This window comes from Pseudomonas wuhanensis (assembly GCF_030687395.1).
Taxonomy (GTDB): Bacteria; Pseudomonadota; Gammaproteobacteria; order Pseudomonadales; family Pseudomonadaceae; genus Aquipseudomonas; species Aquipseudomonas wuhanensis.
This window is the reverse complement of the sequence record NZ_CP117430.1, coordinates 5,895,399-5,918,893: the sequence shown is the minus strand read 5'-3', so window position 1 is coordinate 5,918,893 and position 23,495 is coordinate 5,895,399. Positions and strand designations below refer to the sequence as shown.

At 60.8% G+C, this 23,495-nt stretch carries 16 protein-coding genes; 5 read left to right on the top strand and 11 right to left on the bottom strand.

Features of this window, described 5'->3' with window-relative positions:
* Positions 1-87 precede the first annotated feature (87 nt).
* The 9 genes from PSH88_RS27320 to cbiE all read right to left on the bottom strand — a co-directional run bounded on the left by PSH88_RS27320 (position 88) and on the right by cbiE (position 7,661).
* Positions 88-2,205, bottom strand: a complete 2,118-nt coding sequence (locus PSH88_RS27320) for a TonB-dependent copper receptor (protein ID WP_305423812.1) — start codon at positions 2,203-2,205, stop codon at positions 88-90.
* 141 nt (positions 2,206-2,346) lie between these two features.
* Positions 2,347-2,796 carry a DUF2946 domain-containing protein gene (locus tag PSH88_RS27315; RefSeq protein ID WP_305423811.1) on the bottom strand — a complete coding sequence of 150 codons (450 nt, stop codon included), beginning with the start codon at positions 2,794-2,796 and terminating at the stop codon, positions 2,347-2,349.
* Positions 2,797-2,817: 21 nt separating this feature from the next.
* The gene (locus PSH88_RS27310) at positions 2,818-3,297 is read right to left on the bottom strand and encodes a copper chaperone PCu(A)C (RefSeq protein WP_305423809.1); all 480 of its coding nucleotides are present in this window, start codon (positions 3,295-3,297) and stop codon (positions 2,818-2,820) included.
* Positions 3,298-3,345: 48 nt separating this feature from the next.
* Positions 3,346-3,744, bottom strand: coding sequence for a DUF2946 domain-containing protein (locus PSH88_RS27305; RefSeq protein WP_305423808.1), 399 nt, complete (start codon positions 3,742-3,744; stop codon positions 3,346-3,348).
* A 98-nt stretch (positions 3,745-3,842) separates the two neighbouring features.
* Complete coding sequence (locus PSH88_RS27300; RefSeq protein ID WP_074873403.1) at positions 3,843-4,133, bottom strand: addiction module antidote protein; 291 nt, start codon at positions 4,131-4,133, stop codon at positions 3,843-3,845.
* A 3-nt stretch (positions 4,134-4,136) separates the two neighbouring features.
* Positions 4,137-4,439 carry a type II toxin-antitoxin system RelE/ParE family toxin gene (locus PSH88_RS27295; protein WP_095052940.1) on the bottom strand — a complete coding sequence of 101 codons (303 nt, stop codon included), beginning with the start codon at positions 4,437-4,439 and terminating at the stop codon, positions 4,137-4,139.
* Positions 4,440-4,634: 195 nt separating this feature from the next.
* Positions 4,635-5,363, bottom strand: coding sequence for a cobalt-precorrin-6A reductase (locus PSH88_RS27290; protein WP_305423806.1), 729 nt, complete (start codon positions 5,361-5,363; stop codon positions 4,635-4,637).
* Entirely contained in the window at positions 5,360-6,457 is a 1,098-nt protein-coding gene (locus tag PSH88_RS27285) for a cobalt-precorrin-5B (C(1))-methyltransferase (protein WP_305423805.1), read from the bottom strand. The genes PSH88_RS27290 and PSH88_RS27285 overlap by 4 nt, the downstream gene beginning before the upstream one ends.
* Positions 6,450-7,661, bottom strand: coding sequence for a precorrin-6y C5,15-methyltransferase (decarboxylating) subunit CbiE (gene cbiE, locus PSH88_RS27280; protein WP_305423803.1), 1,212 nt, complete (start codon positions 7,659-7,661; stop codon positions 6,450-6,452). The genes PSH88_RS27285 and cbiE overlap by 8 nt, the downstream gene beginning before the upstream one ends.
* 143 nt (positions 7,662-7,804) lie before the next feature.
* On the opposite strand from cbiE, the gene cobG reads away from it, so the two are divergent.
* The 5 genes from cobG to PSH88_RS27255 all read left to right on the top strand — a co-directional run bounded on the left by cobG (position 7,805) and on the right by PSH88_RS27255 (position 19,842).
* Complete coding sequence (gene cobG / locus PSH88_RS27275; RefSeq protein WP_305423802.1) at positions 7,805-9,112, top strand: precorrin-3B synthase; 1,308 nt, start codon at positions 7,805-7,807, stop codon at positions 9,110-9,112.
* Entirely contained in the window at positions 9,105-9,731 is a 627-nt protein-coding gene (locus PSH88_RS27270; RefSeq protein ID WP_007937188.1) for a precorrin-8X methylmutase, read from the top strand. The genes cobG and PSH88_RS27270 overlap by 8 nt, the downstream gene beginning before the upstream one ends.
* The gene (locus PSH88_RS27265) at positions 9,731-10,462 is read left to right on the top strand and encodes a precorrin-2 C(20)-methyltransferase (RefSeq protein ID WP_183681463.1); all 732 of its coding nucleotides are present in this window, start codon (positions 9,731-9,733) and stop codon (positions 10,460-10,462) included. The genes PSH88_RS27270 and PSH88_RS27265 overlap by 1 nt, the downstream gene beginning before the upstream one ends.
* Positions 10,462-12,165 (top strand): precorrin-3B C(17)-methyltransferase, encoded by a 1,704-nt coding sequence (cobJ, locus tag PSH88_RS27260; RefSeq protein WP_305423800.1) that lies wholly within the window; start codon positions 10,462-10,464, stop codon positions 12,163-12,165. The genes PSH88_RS27265 and cobJ overlap by 1 nt, the downstream gene beginning before the upstream one ends.
* A 585-nt stretch (positions 12,166-12,750) precedes the next feature.
* Positions 12,751-19,842, top strand: a complete 7,092-nt coding sequence (locus PSH88_RS27255) for a TcdA/TcdB pore-forming domain-containing protein (RefSeq protein ID WP_305483417.1) — start codon at positions 12,751-12,753, stop codon at positions 19,840-19,842.
* A gap of 127 nt (positions 19,843-19,969) precedes the next feature.
* On the opposite strand, the gene PSH88_RS27250 is transcribed toward PSH88_RS27255, so the two are convergent.
* Together PSH88_RS27250 and PSH88_RS27245 are read right to left on the bottom strand one after the other, a co-directional pair.
* Positions 19,970-20,566 carry a MarC family protein gene (locus PSH88_RS27250; RefSeq protein WP_017336334.1) on the bottom strand — a complete coding sequence of 199 codons (597 nt, stop codon included), beginning with the start codon at positions 20,564-20,566 and terminating at the stop codon, positions 19,970-19,972.
* A 64-nt stretch (positions 20,567-20,630) separates the two neighbouring features.
* On the bottom strand, positions 20,631-23,408 hold the full coding sequence (locus PSH88_RS27245; RefSeq protein WP_305423798.1) for a hybrid sensor histidine kinase/response regulator: 2,778 nt from the start codon (positions 23,406-23,408) through the stop codon (positions 20,631-20,633).
* Positions 23,409-23,495 lie beyond the last annotated feature (87 nt).

Genomic DNA, 23,495 nt, shown 5'->3' with positions numbered 1-23,495 from the left:
TGCGGTTGCTGCGCAACCGATCGCGGGCAAGCCCGCTCCCACATGGACGGTGTTGAACCTGTGGGAGCGGGCTTGCCCGCGATGCTCTTAGAAACTCATGTCCACCTTGGTCCAGAGCATGCGCCCCGGTTCGTTGATGGCCTGCGGATCATTGGCCGGGAAGCCGAAACCGGCGTTGCCCGCCAGGTTCAGGTGTTCGGCGTAGGCCTTGCCAAACAAGTTGTCGACGCCGCTGCTGACCTTCCAGTTCTTGTTGATCCGGTACGCACCGTTGAGCGAGAACACGCCGAACCCAGAGCTCGTGTCGAAGTCTTTGCCGACCACATTGCCCTTGTTCTGGTCGATGCGGTTTTGCGCCGCGACCACCCGCCACAAGGCGCCGGCGCTCCAGTTGTCTTCGCTGTAGGTCAGGCCGAAGCGCGCATCCAGCGGTGGCATCTGCGGCAAGGCGCTGCCGTCACTGCTGTTCTTGCCCCAGGCATAGGCCAGGGTCGCATCGGCTTTCCAGTGGGCCGTCAGCTTGTAGGCCGCGCCGAGTTCGCCGCCCATGATTCGCGCGTCGATGTTCTCGACTTGCGAGGTCATGCCCATCATTCCCGGCGTGTAGTTGAACAGGATGTAATCGCGCACCTGGCCGACGTAACCCGAGGCCCAGGCTTCGAGGTCTTCGGTCTTGTATTGCAGACCAAAGTCGAGCTGGGTGGTTTTCTCCGGTTTGATCGAGTCGAAGGCATTCACCGAACCAGCGGGGCCGGACTTGGGCGAAAACAGCTCCCAGTAATCCGGGAAACGTTGGGAGTGACCGAGGCCCGCATACAGCGTGGTGGGGCTGTCGGCCAGGTCATGCTCGTAACGGACGAAACCGCTGGGCAGGGTGTCGGCGCGGGTGTCGTCGGCCGTCGGGTTCGGGCGGGCCATCATCCCGGAGCCGATGGTCTGCCGATAATCCTTGGCCGACGCACGATCCAGTCTCGCACCGGTGATCAGCCGATCACGGTCGGCGGCGTACCAGGTCAGTTCGCTGAACACGCCGTAGTTGTGGAAGTCGGCGTCCTTGTTGCGCGGCACATCCTTGTAGGCGTCGACGCCCATGGCGCTGCGCTGGCGGTGTTCGTTGGTTTGCGCGTCCAGGCCACTGATCAGTTGCGCATCGGCCCAGCGCCAGGTGGCTTTGATCCGCGCGCCGAGGGTTCGGCGATCGACATTGGAGGCCATGGGACCGGCCATCATTCCGGTGCCGGAGGGCGTGCGCAGGGTGTAGTTGTCCATCACATGGTCGGCGTAGTTGTAGTAGACCTGCGCCTCGACCTTATCCAGCACCTCACCGATGTTCGACTGCTCGAAGCGCAGGCCCAGGCTTTCGCGCAAGAACTGCGAACCGTCCATGCCGCGCCCGGCGTAACGGGCTTCGCCGTCGCCCTTGCCGGCGGTCAGTTCCAGCAGGGTGTCGGCGTTCGGGGTCCAGCCGACCGCGACGTCACCGTTCCACTTGTCGTAGCGCGAGGGCACGGTGTCGTTGTTGCCGTCCTTGTAGTCATCGGAATGCGCAGTGTTGCCGATCACGCGCACGTAACCCAGCGGTCCGCCAGCAGCGGCGTCCACCACTTTGTCGAAGCGCCCGTTGGAACCGGCCAATACGCTGGCATTCACCCGAGTGCCGAGTTCGCCGAAGCTTTCCGGCTCACGGTCGAACAGGACGGTGCCGGCCGATGCGCCGGGACCCCAGAGCACGGTTTGCGGGCCTTTGATGACGGTGAGTTTGTCGTAGGTTTCCGGTGAGATGTAGGAGGTCGGGGCGTCCATCCGGCCGGGGCAGGCGCCGAGCATCATGCTGCCGTTGGTGAGGATATTCAGGCGCGAGCCGAACATGCCGCGCAGCACCGGATCGCCATTGGTGCCGCCGTTGCGCACCAGGGCGAAGCCGGGGATGGTTTTCAGATAATCGCCACCGTCGCTGGCCGGAACCGGTTGGCGCGGGTCCTTGGGGTTGGTGACGACAGTCAGCGGCGAGCTCGGCGCGATGGCGGTGATCACCGTCGGGCTCAGTTCTTCGCTGTGGCCGGTGTGTTCATCGGCCAGCACCAGCGGTGTCAACAGCAAGCCGCAAAGGGCGGCGGTGGCCTGCCTGAAACGAATGAAGGATTGATTCAGGGCAAAAGAAGTCTGGGCAGCGCCCAAACGTGTGTCAGCAGAAAACCTGGACATGACAATTTCCATCGAACAGTCGTAAACGACACGGCCGGCAGCCGACACAATCCTTGTGGGAACCAGCTTTTTGTGGCGAGGGAGCTCGCTCCCACAGGTTGCTTGGGTGTCTTCGGGCCGTGTGAAGTCGGAGGTGGGTGTTTACGCGATGATGGGCGGTGCGCGGGTGCGGGCGCCGGGGAAGACGGTTTGCCTGGCGTGGCCCAAGCGGGTGGCGGGGGTGGTGAAGGTGGTTGTCTGGGGGCTTTCGAAGGCGACGAAGGACTGACCACCAGTGAGCGCCGGGCAATTGAATAGCAGGCTGCAATAGCCGCATTTTTCCCAGAGTGCGTGATGGTCGGCTTTTGGCGGGCAGTGCTCGGCGGCGGGTTGCGCGCCATGCTCCATGGCCGACATGTCCATGGACATGTCCGTCGACATGCTCATGCTCATGCTCATGGACATTGAGGCGCGTTGATCCATCGGCATCGACTGAGAAATCAGCGGGCCGATAAAGATCATCAGCATGGCGAACAGGCTGATCCAGCTGCCGCGGGTCAGGCTCATTGGCTGACGGCGGCGCACGGATGACCTGGCGCTATGCGGGTGCATAGGCGTTTTCAACGGGGGCGATTACTGGGCGTGCATGTGCGCTTGCATGCTGTCCGGCGCCTTTTTCTGCACCGAGACCTCGACCGTTACATCACCGGACTTCTCGAAGTGCATCGTCAGCGGGAAGCGCTTGCCGTCGCTCAACAGGCTGCGGTCTTTGAGCTCCAGCAGCATCACGTGGTACGCCATCGGCGCGAAGGTGGCTTCACCGCCAGCCGGAATCTCGACGCTGGGCACTGGCTGCATTTTCATCAGATCGTTTTGCATCACATGTTCGTGCAACTCGGCCTTGCCGGATATCGGCGAGCCGACGCTGAGCAACCGGTCAGCGGTTTTGCCCTTGTTGTGAATCACGAAATACGCCGCGACGGTGGGCGCGTTGGGCGGCAACTCTTGCGACCACGGATGGGCGATCTCAAGCTCGCCAACCTTGTATTCGTGGGCATTGGCAAAACAGGCAGGCAGCAGCAACACAGCCAGGACGATGAGTTTGTTCAACATGGCAGTTCTCCAGAACGATTCAAAACGCAGGTCAATTGCGAGAAAGAATCACACCAGAGGGGATGCGCGGGGGTTGAGACTCGGCCATTGCTGGCGCGGTGTAGGGGTGTCGAGCGTGGCAGGCGGCAGGCTTCGATTGGCCTCGAAACGCGCAAAATACAACTGCGGCGCATGCCCCGGCAACGCCACCAATGGCGCAGAGCCCGAGCAGCACCAGCAATGCTGCATGTTGGAATGATCGTCGCTCTGCGGGACTTTCTGCTCGATATCGCCCAGGGAAATCGCCACCAGCTTCGTGCCGTTGGAGGAGCAGAAACTGCCCCACAGCAATTGCTCGGCCGGCGATTTCGCCGTCTGCGCCATCGCTCCGGACATCGGCATGGCGAGCATGTTGAACAGCACTGCAAAGCAGGCGATCCAGGCAAATGCGAGCCGTTGTCGGGACATGGGGCAGATCCGTTTGAGTGGGCGATCAGGCGCGGCTATTTAGCCTGATCAGGGGCGATAAGTAAAAAGGCCGCGTGCGGTGTGGTGTCGCAGTGCAATCAGAGAGCGCTGGCATGCAGCCGCAGGCCTAATGCTTTCATCACTTTCATGATAGTCGCGAATTCCGGGTTGCCAGTGCTGCCCAATGCTTTGTAGAGACTTTCGCGACCCAGCCCGGCATCACGGGCAATCTGTGTCATGCCTTTTGCACGAGCTATGTCGTTGAGTGCGGCACGTATGAGAACGCCGTCACCTGCATCTTCTTCAAAGCAGGCATCCAGATAAGCGGCCATTTCTTCTGGTGTTTTGAGAAACTCGGCGGCGTCGAATCGGGTGAATTGTTCGGCCATGACTTACTCCTCATTACCGATGTTTTGCGCCATTTGAAGAGCGCGTTTGATATCTCGTTTTTGAGTCGACTTGTCACCGCCCACCAACAGCAGATAGACCACTGCCCCTCGACGAGTGAAATACATCCTGTAGCCGGGGCCGTAATGAACACGCATTTCATAAACAGCCTCGCCTACGGGTTCGCAATCACCGAAATTACCGTGTTCGGCAGCTCGGAGCCTGGCAATAATGCGAGCTTTACCGATGATGTCTCTCAGTGAGTCGAGCCAATCGGCAAACGCACGAGATCGTTCGAAGTCGATCATATCGGATCGTATTCCTTGGGATACAAGTTGGCAAGCCACACTTTTCTCGGCCCAATGGGAGGCCTTACCCATGGGTAGCCTGGGTGGTGTTGCTAGCTAGGATCAGGGGGAATCGAATATAGAGTTGAAGCGCTTGCCGGGCACAGTCGGCCCTCTCCTGAAAAGTTGTCGGCAAAGTCGCAAGGTCGTGCAGGTTCAGGAAATGTCTGACACTGACAAAGCCGCCAAGACGTCATCCACCGCCCAAAACTCCCGCTCAACCCCCGGCAATACCGGCCGCTTCAACACCAGCACCGGCACTCCACGTTCCCGCGCCACTTCCAGCTTCGGCTCGGTGGCGGTGCTGCCGCTGTTCTTGCTGATCAGCACGTCGATCTGCCGCCGCTCGAACAACGCGCGTTCATCCTCGATCAGAAATGGCCCACGGGCACCGATCACTTCGCAGCGCGCGTTGCCCGGATAAACGTCCAGTGCACGCAACGTCCAGAATTGCTCCGGCGGGATTTCGTGCAGGTGCTGCAATGGCTCGCGACCGAGGGTGAACAGCGGTCGGCGAAAGGGTTTCAGCGCTTCGATCAGCTCAGCCCAGTCGCTGACTTCGCGCCAGTCATCTGCGGCTTGTGGCTGCCAGGCCGGACGGCGCAGGGCCCAGCAGGCAATGCCGCTCAACTTCGCGGCGGTGGTGGCGTTGTGGCTGATGCGGGCCGCGTAGGGGTGGGTCGCATCCAGCAGCAGGTCAATGCCTTCATCGCGGATGAACTGCGCCAGACCTTCGGCGCCGCCATAGCCGCCAACGCGGACCTGACAGTTCAGATCCGTCGGCACACGACCGACGCCAGCCAGGCTGTAGATGTGCTCCGGCCCCAGGGTTCGGGCGATGGCCAATGCTTCAGTGACACCGCCGAGCAACAACACGCGCTTCATTGAAAAACTCCCGCATGGCCGACAATCCCGCCCTGGCGATCGATGGCGAACACTTCGACCTGAACCTGCTTCGGCACCACGCTGCGGGCAAAGTCGAGGGCGTGCTGGCACACCGCATCGCCAAGGGCGATCCCGGCCGCGCTGGCCATCGCCAACGCTTGCTGACTGGTATTGGCTTCGCGGATCGCCTGTTGCAACGCCGCATCGGCACCGACTGCTGCGGCCCATTCAGCCAGTTGCGGCAGGTCGATACTTGAATGCCGACTGTGCAAATCCATGTGCCCGGCCGCCAGTTTGCTGATCTTGCCGAAGCCGCCGCACAGGCTGAGTTTATCCACAGGCACTTTGCGCAGGTGCTTGAGCACCGCGCCGACGAAGTCGCCCATTTCGATCAGGGCGATTTCCGGCAAGTCGTAAACCCGGCGCATGGTGTCTTCGCTGGCGTTGCCAGTGCACGCGGCGATGTGCAGGTAGCCATTGGTTTTGGCGACGTCGATGCCCTGGTGGATCGAGGCGATGTAGGCGGCGCAGGAGAATGGCCGGACGATGCCGCTGGTGCCGAGGATCGACAAACCGCCGAGAATGCCCAGTCGCGGGTTCATGGTTTTCAGCGCCAGGGCTTCGCCGTCCTCGACGTTCACCGTGACCTCGAAGCCGCCCGGGTAATCCAGCTCCTCGGCCAGCAACGTCAAGTGATCGGTGATCATCTTGCGCGGCACGGGGTTGATCGCCGGTTCGCCGACGTTCAGCACCAGCCCGGGCCGGGTGACGGTGCCGACGCCACGGCCGGCACTGAAGCGGATGCCCGGTTCGCGGTGCAGGCGCACCTGGGAAAAGAGCAGGGCGCCGTGGGTCACGTCCGGGTCGTCGCCGGCGTCCTTGATGGTTCCGGCTTCGGCGCCGTCGTTCATCAGCCGACAGAATTCCAGGCGCATCTGCACCCGTTTGCCTTTGGGCAGAGTGATCTCGACGGCGTCCGCTTCGACGCCACTGAGCAGCAGGCGTGCCGCAGCAAGGCTGGTGGCGGTGGCGCAGCTGCCAGTGGTCAGGCCGCTGCGCAGCGGGGCGGGTTGTTCGGCTGTTTCGTCACGCATCGAGGGGTTTCGTCACGTCCAGCAAGGTGATCGGCAGCGCCTGACGCCAGGTATCGAACTCGCCGAGTGGTTGCGCCTGAGCGACGTGAATGCGGGTCAACTCACCGCCATGCTGTTCGCGCCAGGCCATCAGGGTCACTTCACTTTGCAGGGTGACGGCGTTGGCAATCAACCGGCCGCCGGGTTTGAGTTGCGCCCAGCAGGTATCGAGCACGCCCTCACGAGTGACGCCACCGCCGATGAAAATCGCGTCCGGGCGTTCGAGCCCGTTCAGGGCTTGCGGCGCACTGCCGCGAATCAGTTGCAGGCCGGGAACGCCCAGGGCATCGCGGTTGTGTTCGATCAACGACTGCCGTCCCTCATCCGCTTCGATGGCCAGCGCCCGACAACTCGGGTGAGCGCGCATCCATTCGATGCCGATCGAACCGCTGCCGGCGCCGACGTCCCACAGCAGTTCGCCGGGTGTCGGGGCAAGGCGCGCAAGGGTGATGGCGCGCACGTCGCGCTTGGTCAGTTGGCCGTCATGCTGGAAGGCGGAATCTGGCAGGCCGGCCAGGCGCGACAGGCGCGGTGTGTTCGGTTCAGCGATGCATTCAATGGCGATCAGGTTCAGATCGGCGATCGCCGGGTCATTCCAGTCGTTGGCCACGCCCTCGATGCGTCGTTCGGCTTCGCCGCCCAGATGTTCCAGTACGGTGAGGTGACTCGGCCCGAAACCACGCTCACGCAGCAGCGCCGCGATAGCCGCCGGACTCTGGCCATCGTTGCTCAATACCAGCAGACGCACACCACTGAACAAATGAGCGTTGAGCGCGGCGACGGGGCGGGCGACCACCGACAGCGTCACTGCATCCTGCAACGGCCAGCCCAGGCGAGCGGCCGCCAGTGAAACGGAGGATGGGGCGGGCAGGACCAACATTTCTGTACCCGGCAGTTGCCGCGCCAGGCTGGCACCGACGCCGAAGAACATCGGATCGCCGCTGGCCAGCACACACACCGGCTCGCCACGCAGTGCCAATAACGGCTCAAGGGTAAACGGACTGGGCCAGAGCTGGCGCTCGCCGCGAATGCACACGGGCAACAAATCCAGTTGCCGTTGGCCGCCGAAGATCCGCGAAGCGCCCAGCAGGGCACGACGGGCGTTCTTGCCCAAGCCCTTGAAGCCGTCTTCACCGATACCTACTACTGTCAGCCAGGGCGACATCTGCAGTCCTCAAAAAATGCCTCAAACGGGGTGTTCCGACGGGCAGGCTTTTCATGCCGTCGGACAAAGCAGGCATAATACCGCGCCTTCGCCCGCGAAGCCCCTTTCCCACACAGCCGGTCGCCCCTTTGAACGAACGCCCGATGTCCTCTGCCCTACGCCCCTCGGCTTGCCCGGGGTTGCTGCGTATTGTCCCGGCGCTGGATGGCGGCATCTGCCGGATCAAGTTGAACGGCGGTTCGATCAGCGCTGTTCAGGCTGAAGCGGTGGCCAGCGCGGCCGAACGGTTTGCCGGCGGCGTGATCGAGGCAACCAACCGCGCCAACCTGCAGATTCGCGGGATTGGCAGCGAGCAGACGGCCTTGATCGGCAGCCTGCTCACCGCAGGGTTGGGCCCGCGTACCGCGGCGGGCGACGATGTGCGCAACTTGATGCTCAGCCCGAGCGCCGGGATCGACCGGCAGATGTTGCTCGATACGCGTCCGCTGGCCGAACAGATCCTTACCAGCCTGCAAAGCCATGAGCGTTTTCACCAATTGAGCGCCAAATTCGCCGTGCAGCTCGATGGCGGCGAAGGCTTGGCGATGCTCGAACATCCTCACGACCTGTGGCTGAGCGCCGTTAAGCAAGAGGGCGAGTGCGTGCTGGCCTTCGGTCTGGCGGGTTGCCCGACGCAGACTCCGTCGGGCGCGGTGCGACTGGAGGACGGCCATGCGCTGGTGATCGCGGTGCTTGAGTTGTTCCTCGATCTGGCGCGTCCCGACCAGACGCGCATGCGTCATCTGCTGGCCGAATACCCGGTGGCCGGGTTTGTCGCTCAAGTGGCCGAACGTGTGCCGCTACTGTCCATCGTGAGGGGGGCGCGCGTTACGAACTCGAACGTTCTACACATAGGCGCTCATCCGCAGCGTGAAGCCGGCCGTGTCTATGTCGGCGCGACGCCACCTCTGGGCCGACTCGATCCCGCCATGCTTCGGGGCGCGGCACAACTGGCCCGTGAACGGGGCGATGGCAGTCTGCGCTTCACGCCTTGGCAAAACCTGCTGTTGCCCGATATCCACGAACGCGATACCGCTGAAGTTATCCACAGCCTGGAAAATTTGGGCCTGTGCTGTTCGGCAGACGATGCCTTGGCGCATGTGATTGCCTGCACCGGTGCTGCCGGATGTGGCAAAGGCCTGTCCGACACCAAAGGCGATGCGCTGCAACTGGCGGCGTTGCTGCAACGTCACGGCCAAGTCTTTGATGTGCATCTGTCTGGCTGCGCGCGTTCCTGCGCGGCGGCGCACATCACGCCAGCGACGTTGCTGGCAGTCTCGCCCGGCCACTACGACCTCTATTTTCGCGACGCAGCGCAGCCGGGTTTCGGCGCGCTGCATGCACGCAATCTTACTATTGAAGCGGTCGCAGCCTTGCTCGACGCCCGCTCACGGAGCCCCCTTGATGCTTGATTACATCCGCGACGGTCAGGAGATCTATCGCAACTCCTTCGCGATCATTCGTGCCGAGGCTAACCTTGCGCGCATTCCGGCCGATCTGGAGAAACTCGCCGTTCGGGTGATCCACGCCTGCGGCATGGTCGAGGCCATCGACGGGCTGCAATTTTCCGAAGGCGCCGGCAAAGCCGGGCGCGATGCACTGGCTGCTGGTGCGCCGATTCTGTGCGACGCGCGGATGGTCAGCGAAGGCGTGACCCGTGCGCGTTTGCCCGCCAATAACCCAGTGATCTGCACCCTGCGCGACGACAGCGTTCCGGAACTCGCCCGTGAGTTGGGCAACACCCGCTCCGCCGCCGCGCTGGAACTGTGGCGCCCGCACCTGGAAGGCAGCGTGGTGGTGATCGGCAATGCGCCAACCGCGCTGTTTTACCTGCTGGAAATGCTCGACGCCGGCGCGCCGAAACCGGCGCTGATCCTCGGCTTCCCGGTGGGCTTCGTCGGCGCCGCCGAATCCAAGGCGATGCTCGCGGCGGACAGCCGTGGCGTGCCTTTCGTCATCATGCAAGGCCGGCTCGGCGGTAGCGCCATGGCCGCCGCCGCCGTCAACGCCCTCGCCACGGAGATCGAATGATGCAGCAACCTGGACGTTTGATTGGCCTGGGCGTCGGCCCCGGTGATCCGGAACTGATTACCGTCAAAGCCTTGCGCCTGCTGCGCGAATCGCCGGTGGTGGCGTACTTCGTCGCCAAGGGCAAGAAGGGCAATGCATTCGGCATCATCGAAGCGCATCTGCAGGATGCACAAACCCTGCTGCCGCTGGTTTACCCGGTGACCACCGAAGCGCTGCCGGCGCCGCTGTCGTACGAACAAGTGATCAGCGATTTCTACGATGCGGCCGGCGAACAACTCGCCGCGCATCTGGACGCTGGCCGTGACGTGGCGGTGATCTGCGAAGGCGATCCGTTCTTCTACGGCTCCTACATGTACCTGCACGATCGTCTGGCCGAGCGCTATGAAGCCGAAGTGGTGCCGGGTGTCTGCTCGATGCTCGGTGGCGCCTCCGTACTGGGCGCGCCGTTGGTGTATCGCAATCAGAGCCTGTCGGTGTTGTCGGGAGTGCTGCCCCACGAAGACCTCAAGCGGCGACTGGCCGATGCCGATGCGGCGGTGATCATGAAACTGGGGCGCAACTTTCCCAAGGTCCGTCAGGTACTCGAAGAACTCGGTCTGGCGCAGCGTGCGCTGTACGTGGAGCGCGCGACCATGGCCAATCAGAAAATCGTGCCGCTGGATCAGGTCGAGCCGATGTCCTCGCCGTATTTCTCGCTGATTATCGTTCCCGGTGAAAGGTGGCAAGGCTGATGGTCCATTCCGCTCCGGCGATTGTCATTCTCGGCAATGGCAGCCTCGCGACCGCACGCAGGATTCAGCAGGTGTATCCGGGCGCACTGATCCATGGATTGGCCGAACGGGTCGAAGGCGCGGACCGTGTTTATCACGAGTTCGGCGCAACCCTGCGTGAACTTTATCAACAGGACACGCCGATCATCGCGCTGTGCGCCGCCGGGATTGTGATCCGCACCCTGGCGCCGTTGCTGCTGGAAAAGGGCGCTGAGCCACCGGTGCTGGCCGTGGCCGAAGACGGCAGCGCGGTGGTGCCACTGCTTGGCGGGCTCGGTGGGGTGAATGTCATGGCGCGCGCGATCGCTGCCAGGTTGCAGGTCGCGGCGGCGATTACCACCAGCGGTGAGTTACGTTTCGGCACTTGCCTGCTCAATCCTCCCAGCGGCTATGCCTTGGGCGATCTGGAGCTGGGCAAGCGCTTCGTCTCGGACTTGCTGGCCGGCGAACACGTGCGCATCGAAGGGGCTGCGCCCTGGTTGGCGCAAGCACAATTGCCGCAGGATCCTCAGGCTCATTTGTCGATCCATGTTGGCAGTGCCGAACGGACGCCGGCCGCCAATGAATTGTTGATCTACCCGCGCAGTGTGTTGTTGGCGGTCAGCGCCAGTGTGGCGGATTTGCCCCAGGCGACTCGCGCGGCGCTGCGTCAGGCCCAAGTCGCCGTTCAATCGCTGGCGTGCTTGCTGGCGCCAGCCACGCAGATGGCTAGCCCGGCGTTGCGCGAAGCGGCGCTTGAGTTGGGTGTGCCGCTGCGTTTTGCATCGGCTGCCGGCGATGCCAGCGAGTTGGCTCGCGGAGCTGTTCCCGGCGCGACGATTATCCCGATCGACGCGAACCTGGCATTGGCGATCGCCGAACAACCTCTGGATGTCGCGCAGATCGGCCGCCCTCGCGGTCGGCTGGCGGTGATCGGCCTGGGTCCGGGGGCTGCCGAATTGATGGTGCCTGCGGTGAAGGCTGAACTGGCCAGAGCCACCGATGTGCTCGGTTATGAAACCTATGTGCGCATGGCCGGGCCGTTTCGAGCGGATCAAGTGCTGCATTGCACCGACAACCGCGAGGAGATGCAGCGTGCCCGTCACGCCTTCGAACTGGCGGCCGAAGGGCGGTCGGTGATTGTGGTCTCGTCCGGTGACCCCGGCGTGTTCGCCATGGCGGCTGCGGTGCTGGAAGCCTTGCACGAGTCGAGTGAGCCGGCCTGGCACAGCGTCGATCTGGAGATTCTGCCGGGGGTTTCCGCTTCGCTGGCGACGGCCGCTCAGGCCGGTGCGCCGCTGGGGCATGACTTCTGCGTGATGTCGCTGTCGGATAACCTCAAGCCGTGGTCGATCATCGAAAAGCGTCTGGACCTGGCCGCCGAAGCCGATCTGGCGCTGGCCTTCTACAACCCGATTTCCCGTTCGCGACCGTGGCAGTTGGGCCGTGCTCTGGAGATCGTCGCACAGCACCGTACGCCGCAAACTCCGGTGGTTCTGGGTCGTGATATCGGTCGGCCCGGCCAGACGCTGCGGGTCACCACACTTGGCGCGCTTACGCCGGAGCAAGTGGACATGCGCACCATGGTGCTGATCGGCTCGTCCACCACCTGCGTGTTCCCCCGCGCCGAAGGTGGCAACTGGGTTTACACACCGCGCTGGTATGGCAGCAAACCCCTCTGCTGAACCCTGGCGGCCCGTTCGGGCCGCCTTCATCACCTTGATCCCGTTATTTTCCCGATTGTTACGGCATTTGTGCGCGTAAGCCTGTTCGGTCATTTGAGTGGGATTGGATTGTCTGTCCAGGAAGAATTTTAATCCTGCATTGTAGGAAGTTCTACTTTGATGCGGGTGTTTTCAGGGTATGACAATTCATGACTTAAGACGGCTGTTATGAGGTTGGGCTTATAAAGGACTTTCTCGGGGCTCTAATGTGGCTGTCATCATTCAACTAATCAGTGTGTGTAAGTCTGTAACATTGGATGTGGTATTTGCCTTGTAATTAATTGAATTCCTTGTGAGTTGAGCAGTGTTTTGGTTGTGGGTTAGTTTGGTTCCAAGTTTTGTTGGTATTCATTTGTTTTAGAGGGCTCAGATAACGTTTTGCTCGGTTTTAAGTGTATTGAAATTCGATGTTAGCTCAGGAGGAAGGGCGCTTATTGTTTTGTTGCAAATAGGTGAAAGTGCACGAGTGTCTGAGTGCGCGTGTGGAGTCATCATTGTCTAGAGTCGATCCCGGCTATTTATATACGATAAATGGAAGTGTTGTTTATGAGTGAGTCCAAGTTCTCGGTTGCGGGTGACTATGTCGATTTTGTGGATCTGTTTAAACGTGAGGACCTTGAGCAGGCCTTAATATCGCACAAGGGCACCGATCAATATGATGCAGTGTTCCGATATTACTTTGGTTGTTTCAATGTGCCGGATTCTTCCCGGTTGTTGGAGCCGTTAGGGCTGCTCAAGCAAGCGTTGGGGGGCTTGGAGGGAGATATCCGGCGGCGGCGCGCGACAGAGTCGGAACCACCTATGAGTCCTGGCGCCGCCGGGGCTCCTGATTTGGCGGAAATCTACAACAGGGTGGAGGGTTTCGAGGCTCGCCTGCACAACGGTCTCGAACAATTGAAGTTGCCCGCCACCGAGGTACCGAAAAATCTGCATTTTGTCTGGCTTGGGGGGGGCGTCGGGGAGATTCAGCGCGATTACATCAACATTTGGAAGCAGGTGATGGTCGCAGAGGGTTATCACCTCAATCTCTGGCACGACAGCGACGCGTTGCTGGCCTATGAAACCAACCGGATCATTGTCGAAGCGGCCAAGGCCGATGCCATGCTCAATGGCGGGCAAACCACTTCCGATGCGCTTGAACTGGGTGACCGCTATGAAGAGCGGGCGATTGTTCTGAAGCAGCAAATGTACGCGCACATTACGAAGGCCGTGGAAAACGGCAGCAGCGCCGATGACGCCAGAATCGATTTACTGGTTCGAGCCTACAGCCAGGATGAGGCGCGCCTGATTGCCTTGAAGAACAGTAACCGACTCAGTCTTTCGGCATTGGTCGAGGGTGGTCTGGCACTGCGCGATCTTGCCGTCGCTGAGACACCGCTGCATTTACAGGATATCTACGAGCGCGAGATCAGTCTGCGCGGCAATCTTGCGGCGGCTTCCGATGTTGTTCGTGTCGAGGCCCTGTTTGCCGAGGGTGGCAGTTATGCCGATGTTGATAACCTGCCACCGTTGTTGGAAAAACTGGGCGAGGTGGATATCCGTGCGTTCAAGACTGACGCACGTCTGGGCGTGCTGCAGTTGATGCTCGACCGCAATCCCAAGTGGATGCCCGGCCGTCAGGCATTGCGCAGTAGGTACACTAATTACTTTGAGCAGATCCCGCCGGAGCATCGCGAAGCACTCGAGCGTTTCGCTGAAAGCCAGCCCGAATTGAACCGCGTTTTTCGTCCCCCGGTGGAACGTCTGGTCCAACCGGATGGTCTGCGAGCCGTCGCCGAACAAAGCAGCCTGAGCAACGCTTTCCTGATGGCCCACCCTGGTGCCGCGATGCTCAAAACCGTGCGCGAGCGTTTCAGGCTCAATTATGAAATCGTCGATGCCACGGCCCGCCTGGCCGATGAGCGAAACGTTGCGCTCACCGATGCCGAGGCCATGAGTGGTCTTGCGCAAGAGGCCGCGACGCAGGTTTTCGGTGCTCTACACGAGCTGTCGCTGGAACAAGAACTGGGCGCATCTTTTCTGGTCCAGGCGGCCGCAACTTACTACAGCGACGGCATCCGCCCCCAGAGCGAGGTGACGATCTATCTGACGGGGCCTGCGGCCATGCGCGAGGGCATGGCGAACTATGAAAGGACGCATTTTACACCTCGAACCGCTGAAGCGTGGCAAGCGGAAGTCGCCATCCCGGCCATTGCCACTGTCAATCGGGCGACCGAGGAGGAGCTGGATCATTCCTGGAAAGAGAACGAAAGTGACACCGGGCAATGGCTGAACAACGAGAAACAACGTTGGCAAGAGGGCCGATTCAAATCCCGTTACACGGGCGATCTGGCACAGCTGCTCAAATACCGCACCATCGACTTTGATGAAGGCTGGCCAGTGATCGAGGGGCGCCATGTGCTGTCCACCGACCTGTTGCAGCGTCTGGCCGATGAGCTGGGTGAGCCGTTCACGCGGATGATGAATCGTAGCCATAACGGTGCGGTGAGCTTCGATAAGGCTGTACCACTGAGCTTCGATGATCGCCAGTCGATCCTCGCCCAAAGCATGAATGCGCTGCCGCCTGCGTCATTGAGCGATCCTCAGACACAACAATTGTCGATTGATGAGCTCCTGAGCCGACTCGCCAAGGGCACGATCGAAGTCGCTCAGTTGAGCCCGTTGCAGCGTCTGCTGCTGGCAGCCTTGAGCGGCGCGCCGGCCCTGGATAATCGCAGCTTCGACGCGGCTCGTCCGCAGCTGGAGAACCTGGCCAATAACCTCAGCGAACTGGGGACGGCGGGTCGCTACGCGACAATCGAACACGCACTGTACCAACAGCAGGCCCCGGCGTTTCTGGCCGGGCTTGCCAGCCCGGCCGATCATCCGCCGGTGCATGCCGAAACCGCCCTGGGGCTGAAGAAAAATGCACTGGAACAACCGCTGACCTTGCGCCAGTGGGGCAAGCTCGTCGCCAGAATTCAGCAGGTGGCGAAACTTGAATACCGTGACCAGGTTGTCGAGCGCGTCGGTGTTGTTCTGGACGGCTTTGAAGCGGGCACCATCAAGCTTGTACCGCAGGATTTGCTCCTGCAGGGCGCCGGTGACACGGTGGGTGGACGTTGTTATCCGCTGTCCCTGGTGATGGCGGCAGCGTTGTCGGAGGGGAAGGCTGCGGCCAACACCCTTCGCGAGCGATTCTATTTGGGGATTATCGAACCTGAGGGGAGCGATTCCGCGACCTTTCTGCACAGCCTGGAGGCGCTGCGCGGCGTGCAGATCAGCGAGGTGGGCAGCGCACTGGCACGTTCGGATGTGAATCAAGTCGTGGACATTCTGCAAGCCAGAGCAACCACCAGTACGCTGATGCTCAACTCCGATAATCACGCCATGTTGGTGGCCAAAACCATTGAGGGCGAGCGCAGCACTTATCACTTTTACGATCCGAACTTCGGTATTTTCGAGTTCGATCAACCGGTCGCATTCAGATTGGCATTGGAGCAGTTTTTCCTTCGGCAGGGGATGGCCAGACATTACGCCGCTTATGGCGACGTGGCGCGCCCGACCTTCGATCTGATCGAACTGGAAGGCGCGCGGGTGTCGGAAATGGCATTGCCTGGTGCAATCCGTGTCTCGCAACTGCTGCAACCCGGCCCGTTGCCAGGACAGTCGCAACGCCCGGTCAGGCAGCGTCTGGCCAGTGCCCGCGGACAATCACTGATGAGCAACGCTCACCTGGGCAGCAGCCTACTGGCGCTGGACAGCCGCTGGTGGGGGCAACAAATCGCGCAAGCGACGAACCACCTCCAGCAGCAGAATCAGCTGGCACCGCAGCTTGTGCCGTTGTTCGAAACCCTGGAGATCAGGCCGGACGGGACGTATCGGATGAGCCTGATCGATCCTGAAAATCCTGAACACGTGGTACGTGTTATCACCGACGACCAACGACTCTTGCGCATCAAGAACTACCTCTCGGAACGTTTTGCAGCCTTGGCCAATAAATCATCCGTCCCGGGTGATCCGGTCGACCCAACCGATGTTGGTAGCGTCCATACCTTGAACGCCGGCTTCGCCATACAAGCGCTGATGAATGCGCTGAGGGGGCAGGAAGGGGCTGACCGACCTCTGACCCTGGCTGTCCGGTTGCACGCCTATGTCAATTACGCGCAGTTGGTGCATGGCATCGTGGTCGATGTGGCGGGCTTGATAGGTCTGGTTCGGCAGGCACTGGCTGAAGAGAAACTGATTGCCCGTACTGTCGCCCCAGTGGTCAAAGCGGCTGTGGGGCCGAGCGTGAGCGAAGCGACCGGCGGACTGTTGCAACTGGCCAATGTCGGGTTCGACATTTATCAATTGGCGACTGCAAAAAACGATGTCGAACGCGCCCAGTTCGGGACGCAACTGACTTTTGACTCGGCCAGTCTGGTGTTGTCGGTAGGCGCTTACGCTGCTGGCGCCACGACCGCCGGGGCGTTTCTGGGCGGGGCCGCCGTGATTCTGGCGGGACTGGCGGTGGGGGTGGCGGCACTGGCTCAGGGCTTTGCCGCCATTGCCGAAGAAGCCAAACAGGTCGGGTTGTTTTTCGATGAAATCGAGAAGGCTCATCGTCAAGGCTATCGTTTCGACAGCGCGTTGACCGCGTGGGTGCCGTGCTCATCGCTGATCGTCCAGACGCTGGATCTGGCCGCCGGCAAACTGGTGCTCGACAGCCCAAAACTGTACCCGCTGCGCGATCATTTCGGGGTGCCGACCTTTGACGGCGATTACGAGCGGGCGATCAATATTCGTCGGGAACTGAATCTGCCTAGCCAGATAAAATTCACTCCGCCCACCGGGCAGATCATCGTACTGCCCTGCACACCACAGACCTGTTACGGCTACGAGTACAAGGCGCTGCCCTTCGCCACGCTGCGCCATGACAGCGGGTTCGACACGGCCCGGCGTCTGGAGAAAAGGAAAGCGGACGGCGGATGGCTGTTCCTGTTTTCCTTCTATTCGTTTCCGAGTGAGTACATCCTTTATCGCCTTTTTCCGGCCTATCGGCCAACAGTGATCGATGTGCTGCTCGATGCCGTCGAGCGCTCACTGGTGGTACCGGTTCTGCCCCCGGCATGGCACGGGAAAGTCGCCTATCGGATCCAGGGCGCGGGCAAGCAATGTGCATTGGTGCTCAATCCCGGGGTGAGTCTGACACTTGAGTCCCCCAGCGTTACTACTTCCCGATGGGTGCTGGAGGCGGCGTGGGCCAGTGAGAGCGACGTTATTCTGGGCGGGGCGACGGGCCTGCAGATCGGCACTGTCAAGGTGGAGTTCACGGGCCGAGGTCTTCATGACGTCCTGATCCGGATCACCAATAATCAGCTATTCCAGCTTGATCGCGGAAAATGGCAGATGAGCCTCGTTGAGCAGGATGTGCCACCGGGCATGGATCGGCAGACGCTACAGGAACATTTCAAGGGACTGGCTCAGGAGCATCGTTTGGTGATGCCGTATACGCCGGTTCATCACTATCTGATTCCGTTCGAGAAACCGAGTGAGCCCCGTCACACCACCGCCTGGTACGACGCGAAGGAGGAACGCTTCCTGTACATCCGCAGCAAGGATGTACTCGCCGCTGATGAAGCGCTGCCAGGCGCGGTGGCTGGCGGCTACGTCTATTTCTACGAACCGCAGGGTTTCGTGATTTGGCAAGTCGACGCGGTCACCGGATTGCTCGGTTATCGTTATCGGTTGCTGCCTAAAAACACGGGAGCCACCATCAAGAGCGTGGAGGCGGACGCGCAAGGGGTGATTCACGTCGTACAGGAAATCGCTCGCGAAGATCAGACCAGCGATGTGCTGGTGTACGTGATCCATGACGGGCAACTGCTGCTGAGTTCGATCACCCGCGACATGGATCCGGCGCTGGAATCGGTCTTCAGTGCCAGCGACACACTGGCCGACTGGTCGCAGGTACTTGGCAACTATTACGTCCTTAGGCCTGTTATTGACGATGATGACTTTTCCACCGTCAATTGGCAGCCGGCCCCCTTTGTCTCGGTCTGCTGGAAGTTCGAAGCGAATGCGCGGGACATGGCGTGGGTTCGTCAACGTGACCACCTGATTATCCGCCCCTCCCCGTGGATTCACCGTGGACGCGGTTGGGCCGACTCGATCAAGAACATGACTGATTTGACGTTGCTCGCACCAGCGGACGGCAGCGATGTGTTTGTCATCTACGACAGGCTCAGGCAGCAGCTATGCCGCAAGCAACGTACTCTGGTGGCGGGCAAAGGAGATTGGTCGCATACGTGGGAGCAGCCCGAGAAGCTGGAGAATGTAGTGGCAGTCGAAGGTGGATACCTGGCGCTGACGTCGGAGGGGCTGTTCTTCAACCTGACCCCCCAGGGATACCTGACGCTGGGAGGCCTTGGCGAGTCGTGGTTCAAGGATCGGATGCACTGGTGGTCTGCATTGGAACCGCTTGCCCGGCAACACGCGGCCGAGCGTTTTGCTCTTGTCGGTCTGACCAACTTCAGCGGCGACGCGAGATTGTGCGCCTGGTATGTCGGCAATCGAATATTGCTGGCTGATCTGGGCCATGGAAAAGAGGTACGCCTGCTCAGCGTTACCCCTGATAGCGAGGCGGCCTGGTTATTCCACGTTTCGAGCGGTGAAATCTATCGTCAGGCGTTCATCGATCCGCAGCGGCTGGAACCTGTATTTGGCGAAGGCTCGCGATTGCTAAGGGCTGATGCGCTACCCGCTGCCGAGCGTGAATGGGCGCCTTGGCAGTTTGCCGAAGTAACGGTTGAGGGAGGCGGATTGCGCGGTACGACACTTGAAGGCGTGGTACTCGAGTTGCGTTATCAAGAACCGGCATTGCTCACCGGCGTCACCCATGAGTGGGTCATGTCTCAGGAAGGGCGAGCGCACGAAAACCTCATAGAGTTGGCGGACAGCCAGCCTCATGCCGCGCTGCTGTCGGTAGAGGACGTTGGCAGTCTGATATGGTTCGTAGTCGATACCGAACGTGTGATTCGGGTGCCAAAGGCCGCGATTCCAGAATCCTTCGAGCTATTGGGAACGCAACGGCAAACCAACGTATTGCTTCATGATGACAAGAGTGGCCTTCTGCTGACTTATCCGGGCATTGGGCATGCGGGGCCACTCAGTTATGTCTGGCGTAATGCCCAGGTACTGGTCATTGAAGGCCAGATGAAAGTCGACGATGTTCTGCCACTGATGCCCGACGATGTCACGACCCTGATCCTGCGCATGGGACAAGGTGCGGTAAGTTACCGGTTGTCGAAGGCTGCCTGGCTGAGGCTTGAGTCGGTCATCCTCGACTGCCGGCATTCGCTGGGCACTGCACAAACGATTCCCGGCAAGTTGATCTGGGAGCTGGATAATCCTGAAAAGCTGTTGCTGAGCATCGTTCAGGAACACCTGGTGATGATTGACCCGGACAGCGGGCACAGTGTGATCTTTCGTGAAGTGTATGCGACGGATTTCAGCTTGCGCGGCGAAGTCTTGCTCGGGTTCGAAGGGCATCGACCTTATGCCGTTTCGACACTGGTGCAGAGGCTGGTCGCTCGACAGAGCGCGCATGACAGCGCAACGCTGGGAGAACTTCTAACGGTATCGACTGCTGAGTTGGAAAGCAGCCTGGTGGGATAGCGTTGAGCTTGCCGTACAACTGGACAGGTCAAACGAAGTTTAAAACCTTCGGAATGCGTTGAGCATCGCTGACCGAAAAAAGGCTGCAGGTTAAATACAACCTGCAGCCTTTTTTTGCCTATCGGTATCAAGGAACCAGATATCCCTTCACCCCGGTAAAAATAATCTGCGCCGCCAGCGCGCAGACGAACAACCCCATCAGTCGGCTGACAATCTGCAAACCCTGATCGCCGAGAATCCGTTCTATCCGATTGGACAAGTAAAGCACCACGCCGACCGTGAAACTGGCCAGGGCAATACTGAGAATGGCCGTCAGCTTGTCATCCCAGTGGGGCTGGCTGACGCCCATCACTAACAGAGCACCGATGGTGCCGGGCCCAACCGTCAGCGGGATGGTCAGCGGAACGATGGTGACGTCCTGCTGTACGTTATCGGTTTGTACCGCCGACTTGCCCTGGGCCATGCCCAATGCCGAGATGAACAACACGCTGCCGGCGCCAATGCGAAAGGCGTCTACGGTGATGCCGAACACATTGAAAATCACACGACCGAAAAGATACAGCAAGACACTGGAAACCAGCGTGGCGGTTGCCACTTTCCAGGCCAGGCGTCGTTGCTCCTTGCGCGAATAACCGCGGGTCAGGCTGATGAAACAGGACAACACGAAGAATGGGCTATAGAGCACCAGCATCTTCAGGTAAACGCTGAACAACACGTGGAGCATGGGGCAAGCTCACTGGCGAGGGAAGTCGAGGGGGAGTCTATCAGGCGCTGTGGAGGCTGTCGGCTCAGGAAGTCTGAACCGCTGCCCGGTTCTGCTGATCACGCTGGGCAACCCAATGCTCGATCAGATCGCGCAGCTGCGACAACTCGACCGGTTTGGCCATGTGCCCGTCCATGCCGGCCTGGCGCGCGCGCTCTTTGTGTTCGGCGAGGATGTGTGCGGTCAACGCTACCACCGGGGTGCGAATCCGCTGGTTGCCGACTTCCCAGGCGCGCAATTGCTGGGTGGCGGAGAAGCCGTCGAGGATTGGCATTTCGCAGTCCATCAGCACCAGGTCGTAACGCTGTGCCTTCATCGCCACCAAGGCTTCTTCGCCATTGCTGGCGGTATCCGGTTGCAGGTTGAGCTTACCCAACATGCCGCGAATGACCTTGGTCGAGATGCTGTTGTCTTCGGCCACCAGGATGCGGAAGTCGCTGGGCACCTTGACCGGAAGGGTCGGGCCGGTGGGCAGGTGTTGTGAAACGGACGGGCCCTTGTTGCGCTGGTTCAGCTCGTCCGCCAGAGTGGTCTTGAGCGTATAGCCGGCCACCGGTTTGGCGAGAATGCGTTTGATCCCGCAATTACGCGCGATGATCTTGCTCGGTGCATTGCTGATACCCGTGAGCATGATCAACAGAATGTCGTGGTTCAGACTCGGGTCTTCCTTGATCTTGGCGGCCAGTTGCATGCCGGTCATGCCGGGCATGTTCTGGTCCAGCAGGACCACGTCGAAGTAATCGCGCAGGTGGGCCTTGGTGCGCAGCAGCGCCAGGGCCTCCTTGCCGGACGGCACGGCGCTGACATTCAGGCCCCAGGCGCTGCACTGCTGCACCAGCACCTTGCGACAGGTGTCGTTGTCATCCACAACCAGTACGCGTGCACCTTGCAGCGGGCCGTCCAGGTCCGAGGTCGGATGTTCGAGACGGTCCGGGTCCAGTGGCAGGGTCAGCCACAATGTGCTGCCCTGGTTGGCGCCGCTCTTGATGCCGAATTCACCCTGCATCAAACGGATCAGCTGCCGGGCGATGACCAGCCCAAGATTGCCCCCCAGGCTGGTGGCCGAGAGAAAGTGCTTGCTGTGCAGTTCGGCATGCATCAACGCGTCACGTTCTTCCGCTTCCATGGGCTGGCCGCTGTCCTGCACGGCGATACGCAGCCGCGGTTTGGCGCTGCGTTCATCCAGGGCGACGACGATCAGGATCTCGCCTTCGTCGGTTTTCTTCAGGGCGTTTTCCAGCAGGCTCAGCAAGGTCTGGCGCAGGCGCGTCGGATCTCCGCTGATGACGCGTGGTACCTGCGGCTGGATGAAGCTGATCAGCTCGACGTTCTGCTGTTCGGCCTTGGCGCGGAAGATGCTCAGGCAGTCTTCGATCAGGGCGTTGAGGTCGAACTGCACGTCGTCCAGTTCGATCTGCCCGGACTCGAGTTTGGAGATGTCGAGAATTTCGTTGATCAGTGTCAGCAGCTCGTTGCCCGCGCTATGGATGGTCTGCACATAGTCGCGTTGCTTGACCGACAGCGGTGTGCCCAGCAGCAGTTCGGTCATGCCCAGCACGCCATTCATCGGGGTGCGGATTTCGTGGCTGATCTTCGCCAGAAATTCGGCTTTGGCGTTGATTTCGGCGTTGCTCGCGGCCAGATCGCGACTGACGCTGAAACGGTCTTCAGTGATGCTTCGCTGTCGCTCGCCCAAGGCAACACTCATCAACAGGCCACTGATACAGATAAACACCAGCAGAATGATGATCAGGCCTTGCGGCGCGACAAGGGTCAACCCCTGCAGCGCCGGCAGGATAATCAATGTGCCGAGGTTGAACACCACCATGGCCGCGACGAACAGGCGCGCCGGGCGATAACCTTTTTGCCAGTGATGGGCACCGACGAACAACATGCTCAGGCCCGCCAGAGCAACCAGCCCATAGGTGATCAGGTTCAGTGGCAGTGTGTTGACGAACAGCAACAGCAGGCCGCAGGCCACGATGAACAGGATGTCCCCCAGCAGCAGCTTGTTCAGCGGGTGGGGGCCGAGTGGGGCGAAGAAACGATAGGCGAACATCAGGCCGCAAGGCGCGGTCATCAACAAGGCGAGGTAGGCGCCGGGTGTTTGCACGGCGGACCAGTTCGGCAGCCATGGCCGGACCAGGTTCAGCAGCAACACCAGGCTGAGCATCAGCAGCCCTTCGCACGCTGCCAGCCAGAGGCTGCTGCGCGAGCGGGTGTAGATGTAACGGGTCAGGTTATGCAGGATCAGCATCCCGAGGCAGCCAAAGAGCAGGCCGTAGATCAGCGTCAGGTTCTGAGTGGCCGCGGTCATGACCGCCGATTGCAGGGTGATGTAAGGCCGCAACTGGTGTTCGGAGACCAACCGCAGGTAGACGTCGAGGGTTTTGTCGCTTTGTGGCAGCGGCAACATGAAGTCGCTGCTGGGGAGGGGGCGCGTAGCCTGGAGCTGCCCGGTACCGGTATTCAATTGATCGATCAACTGGTCGCCGTCGAGCACATACAGATTGAGGTGCGACAGGTCCGGTGCGAACACTCGCAGCAACTGTTCATGCTTGCCGGGCGCGAGCCTGAAACGCAGCCATAGCGCACCCTCGGGCGCGGCCGCGGTGAGGCGCTCGAGTTCGATGGGGCTGAATTGATTGGTGTAGCGGCTGGAGCGGATGTCGCTCAGCTGCAGGTCGCCCTGTTCGTCGAGCAATACCGCCCACCCACTGCCTTGCGCGGCTTGGGCCGGGAGCATGCAGAGCAAGGTCAGCAGAGTGACGGTGAAGCCTATGGCAGTCCTGAGCCAGCGCACGGCGAAATCCCTTCGTAGGTTAATGCCAGAGTATAACTATGCGCGGCGCCGGAATAGTCAGGCAAGGGTCGCAAGCCCTTGCCTGGC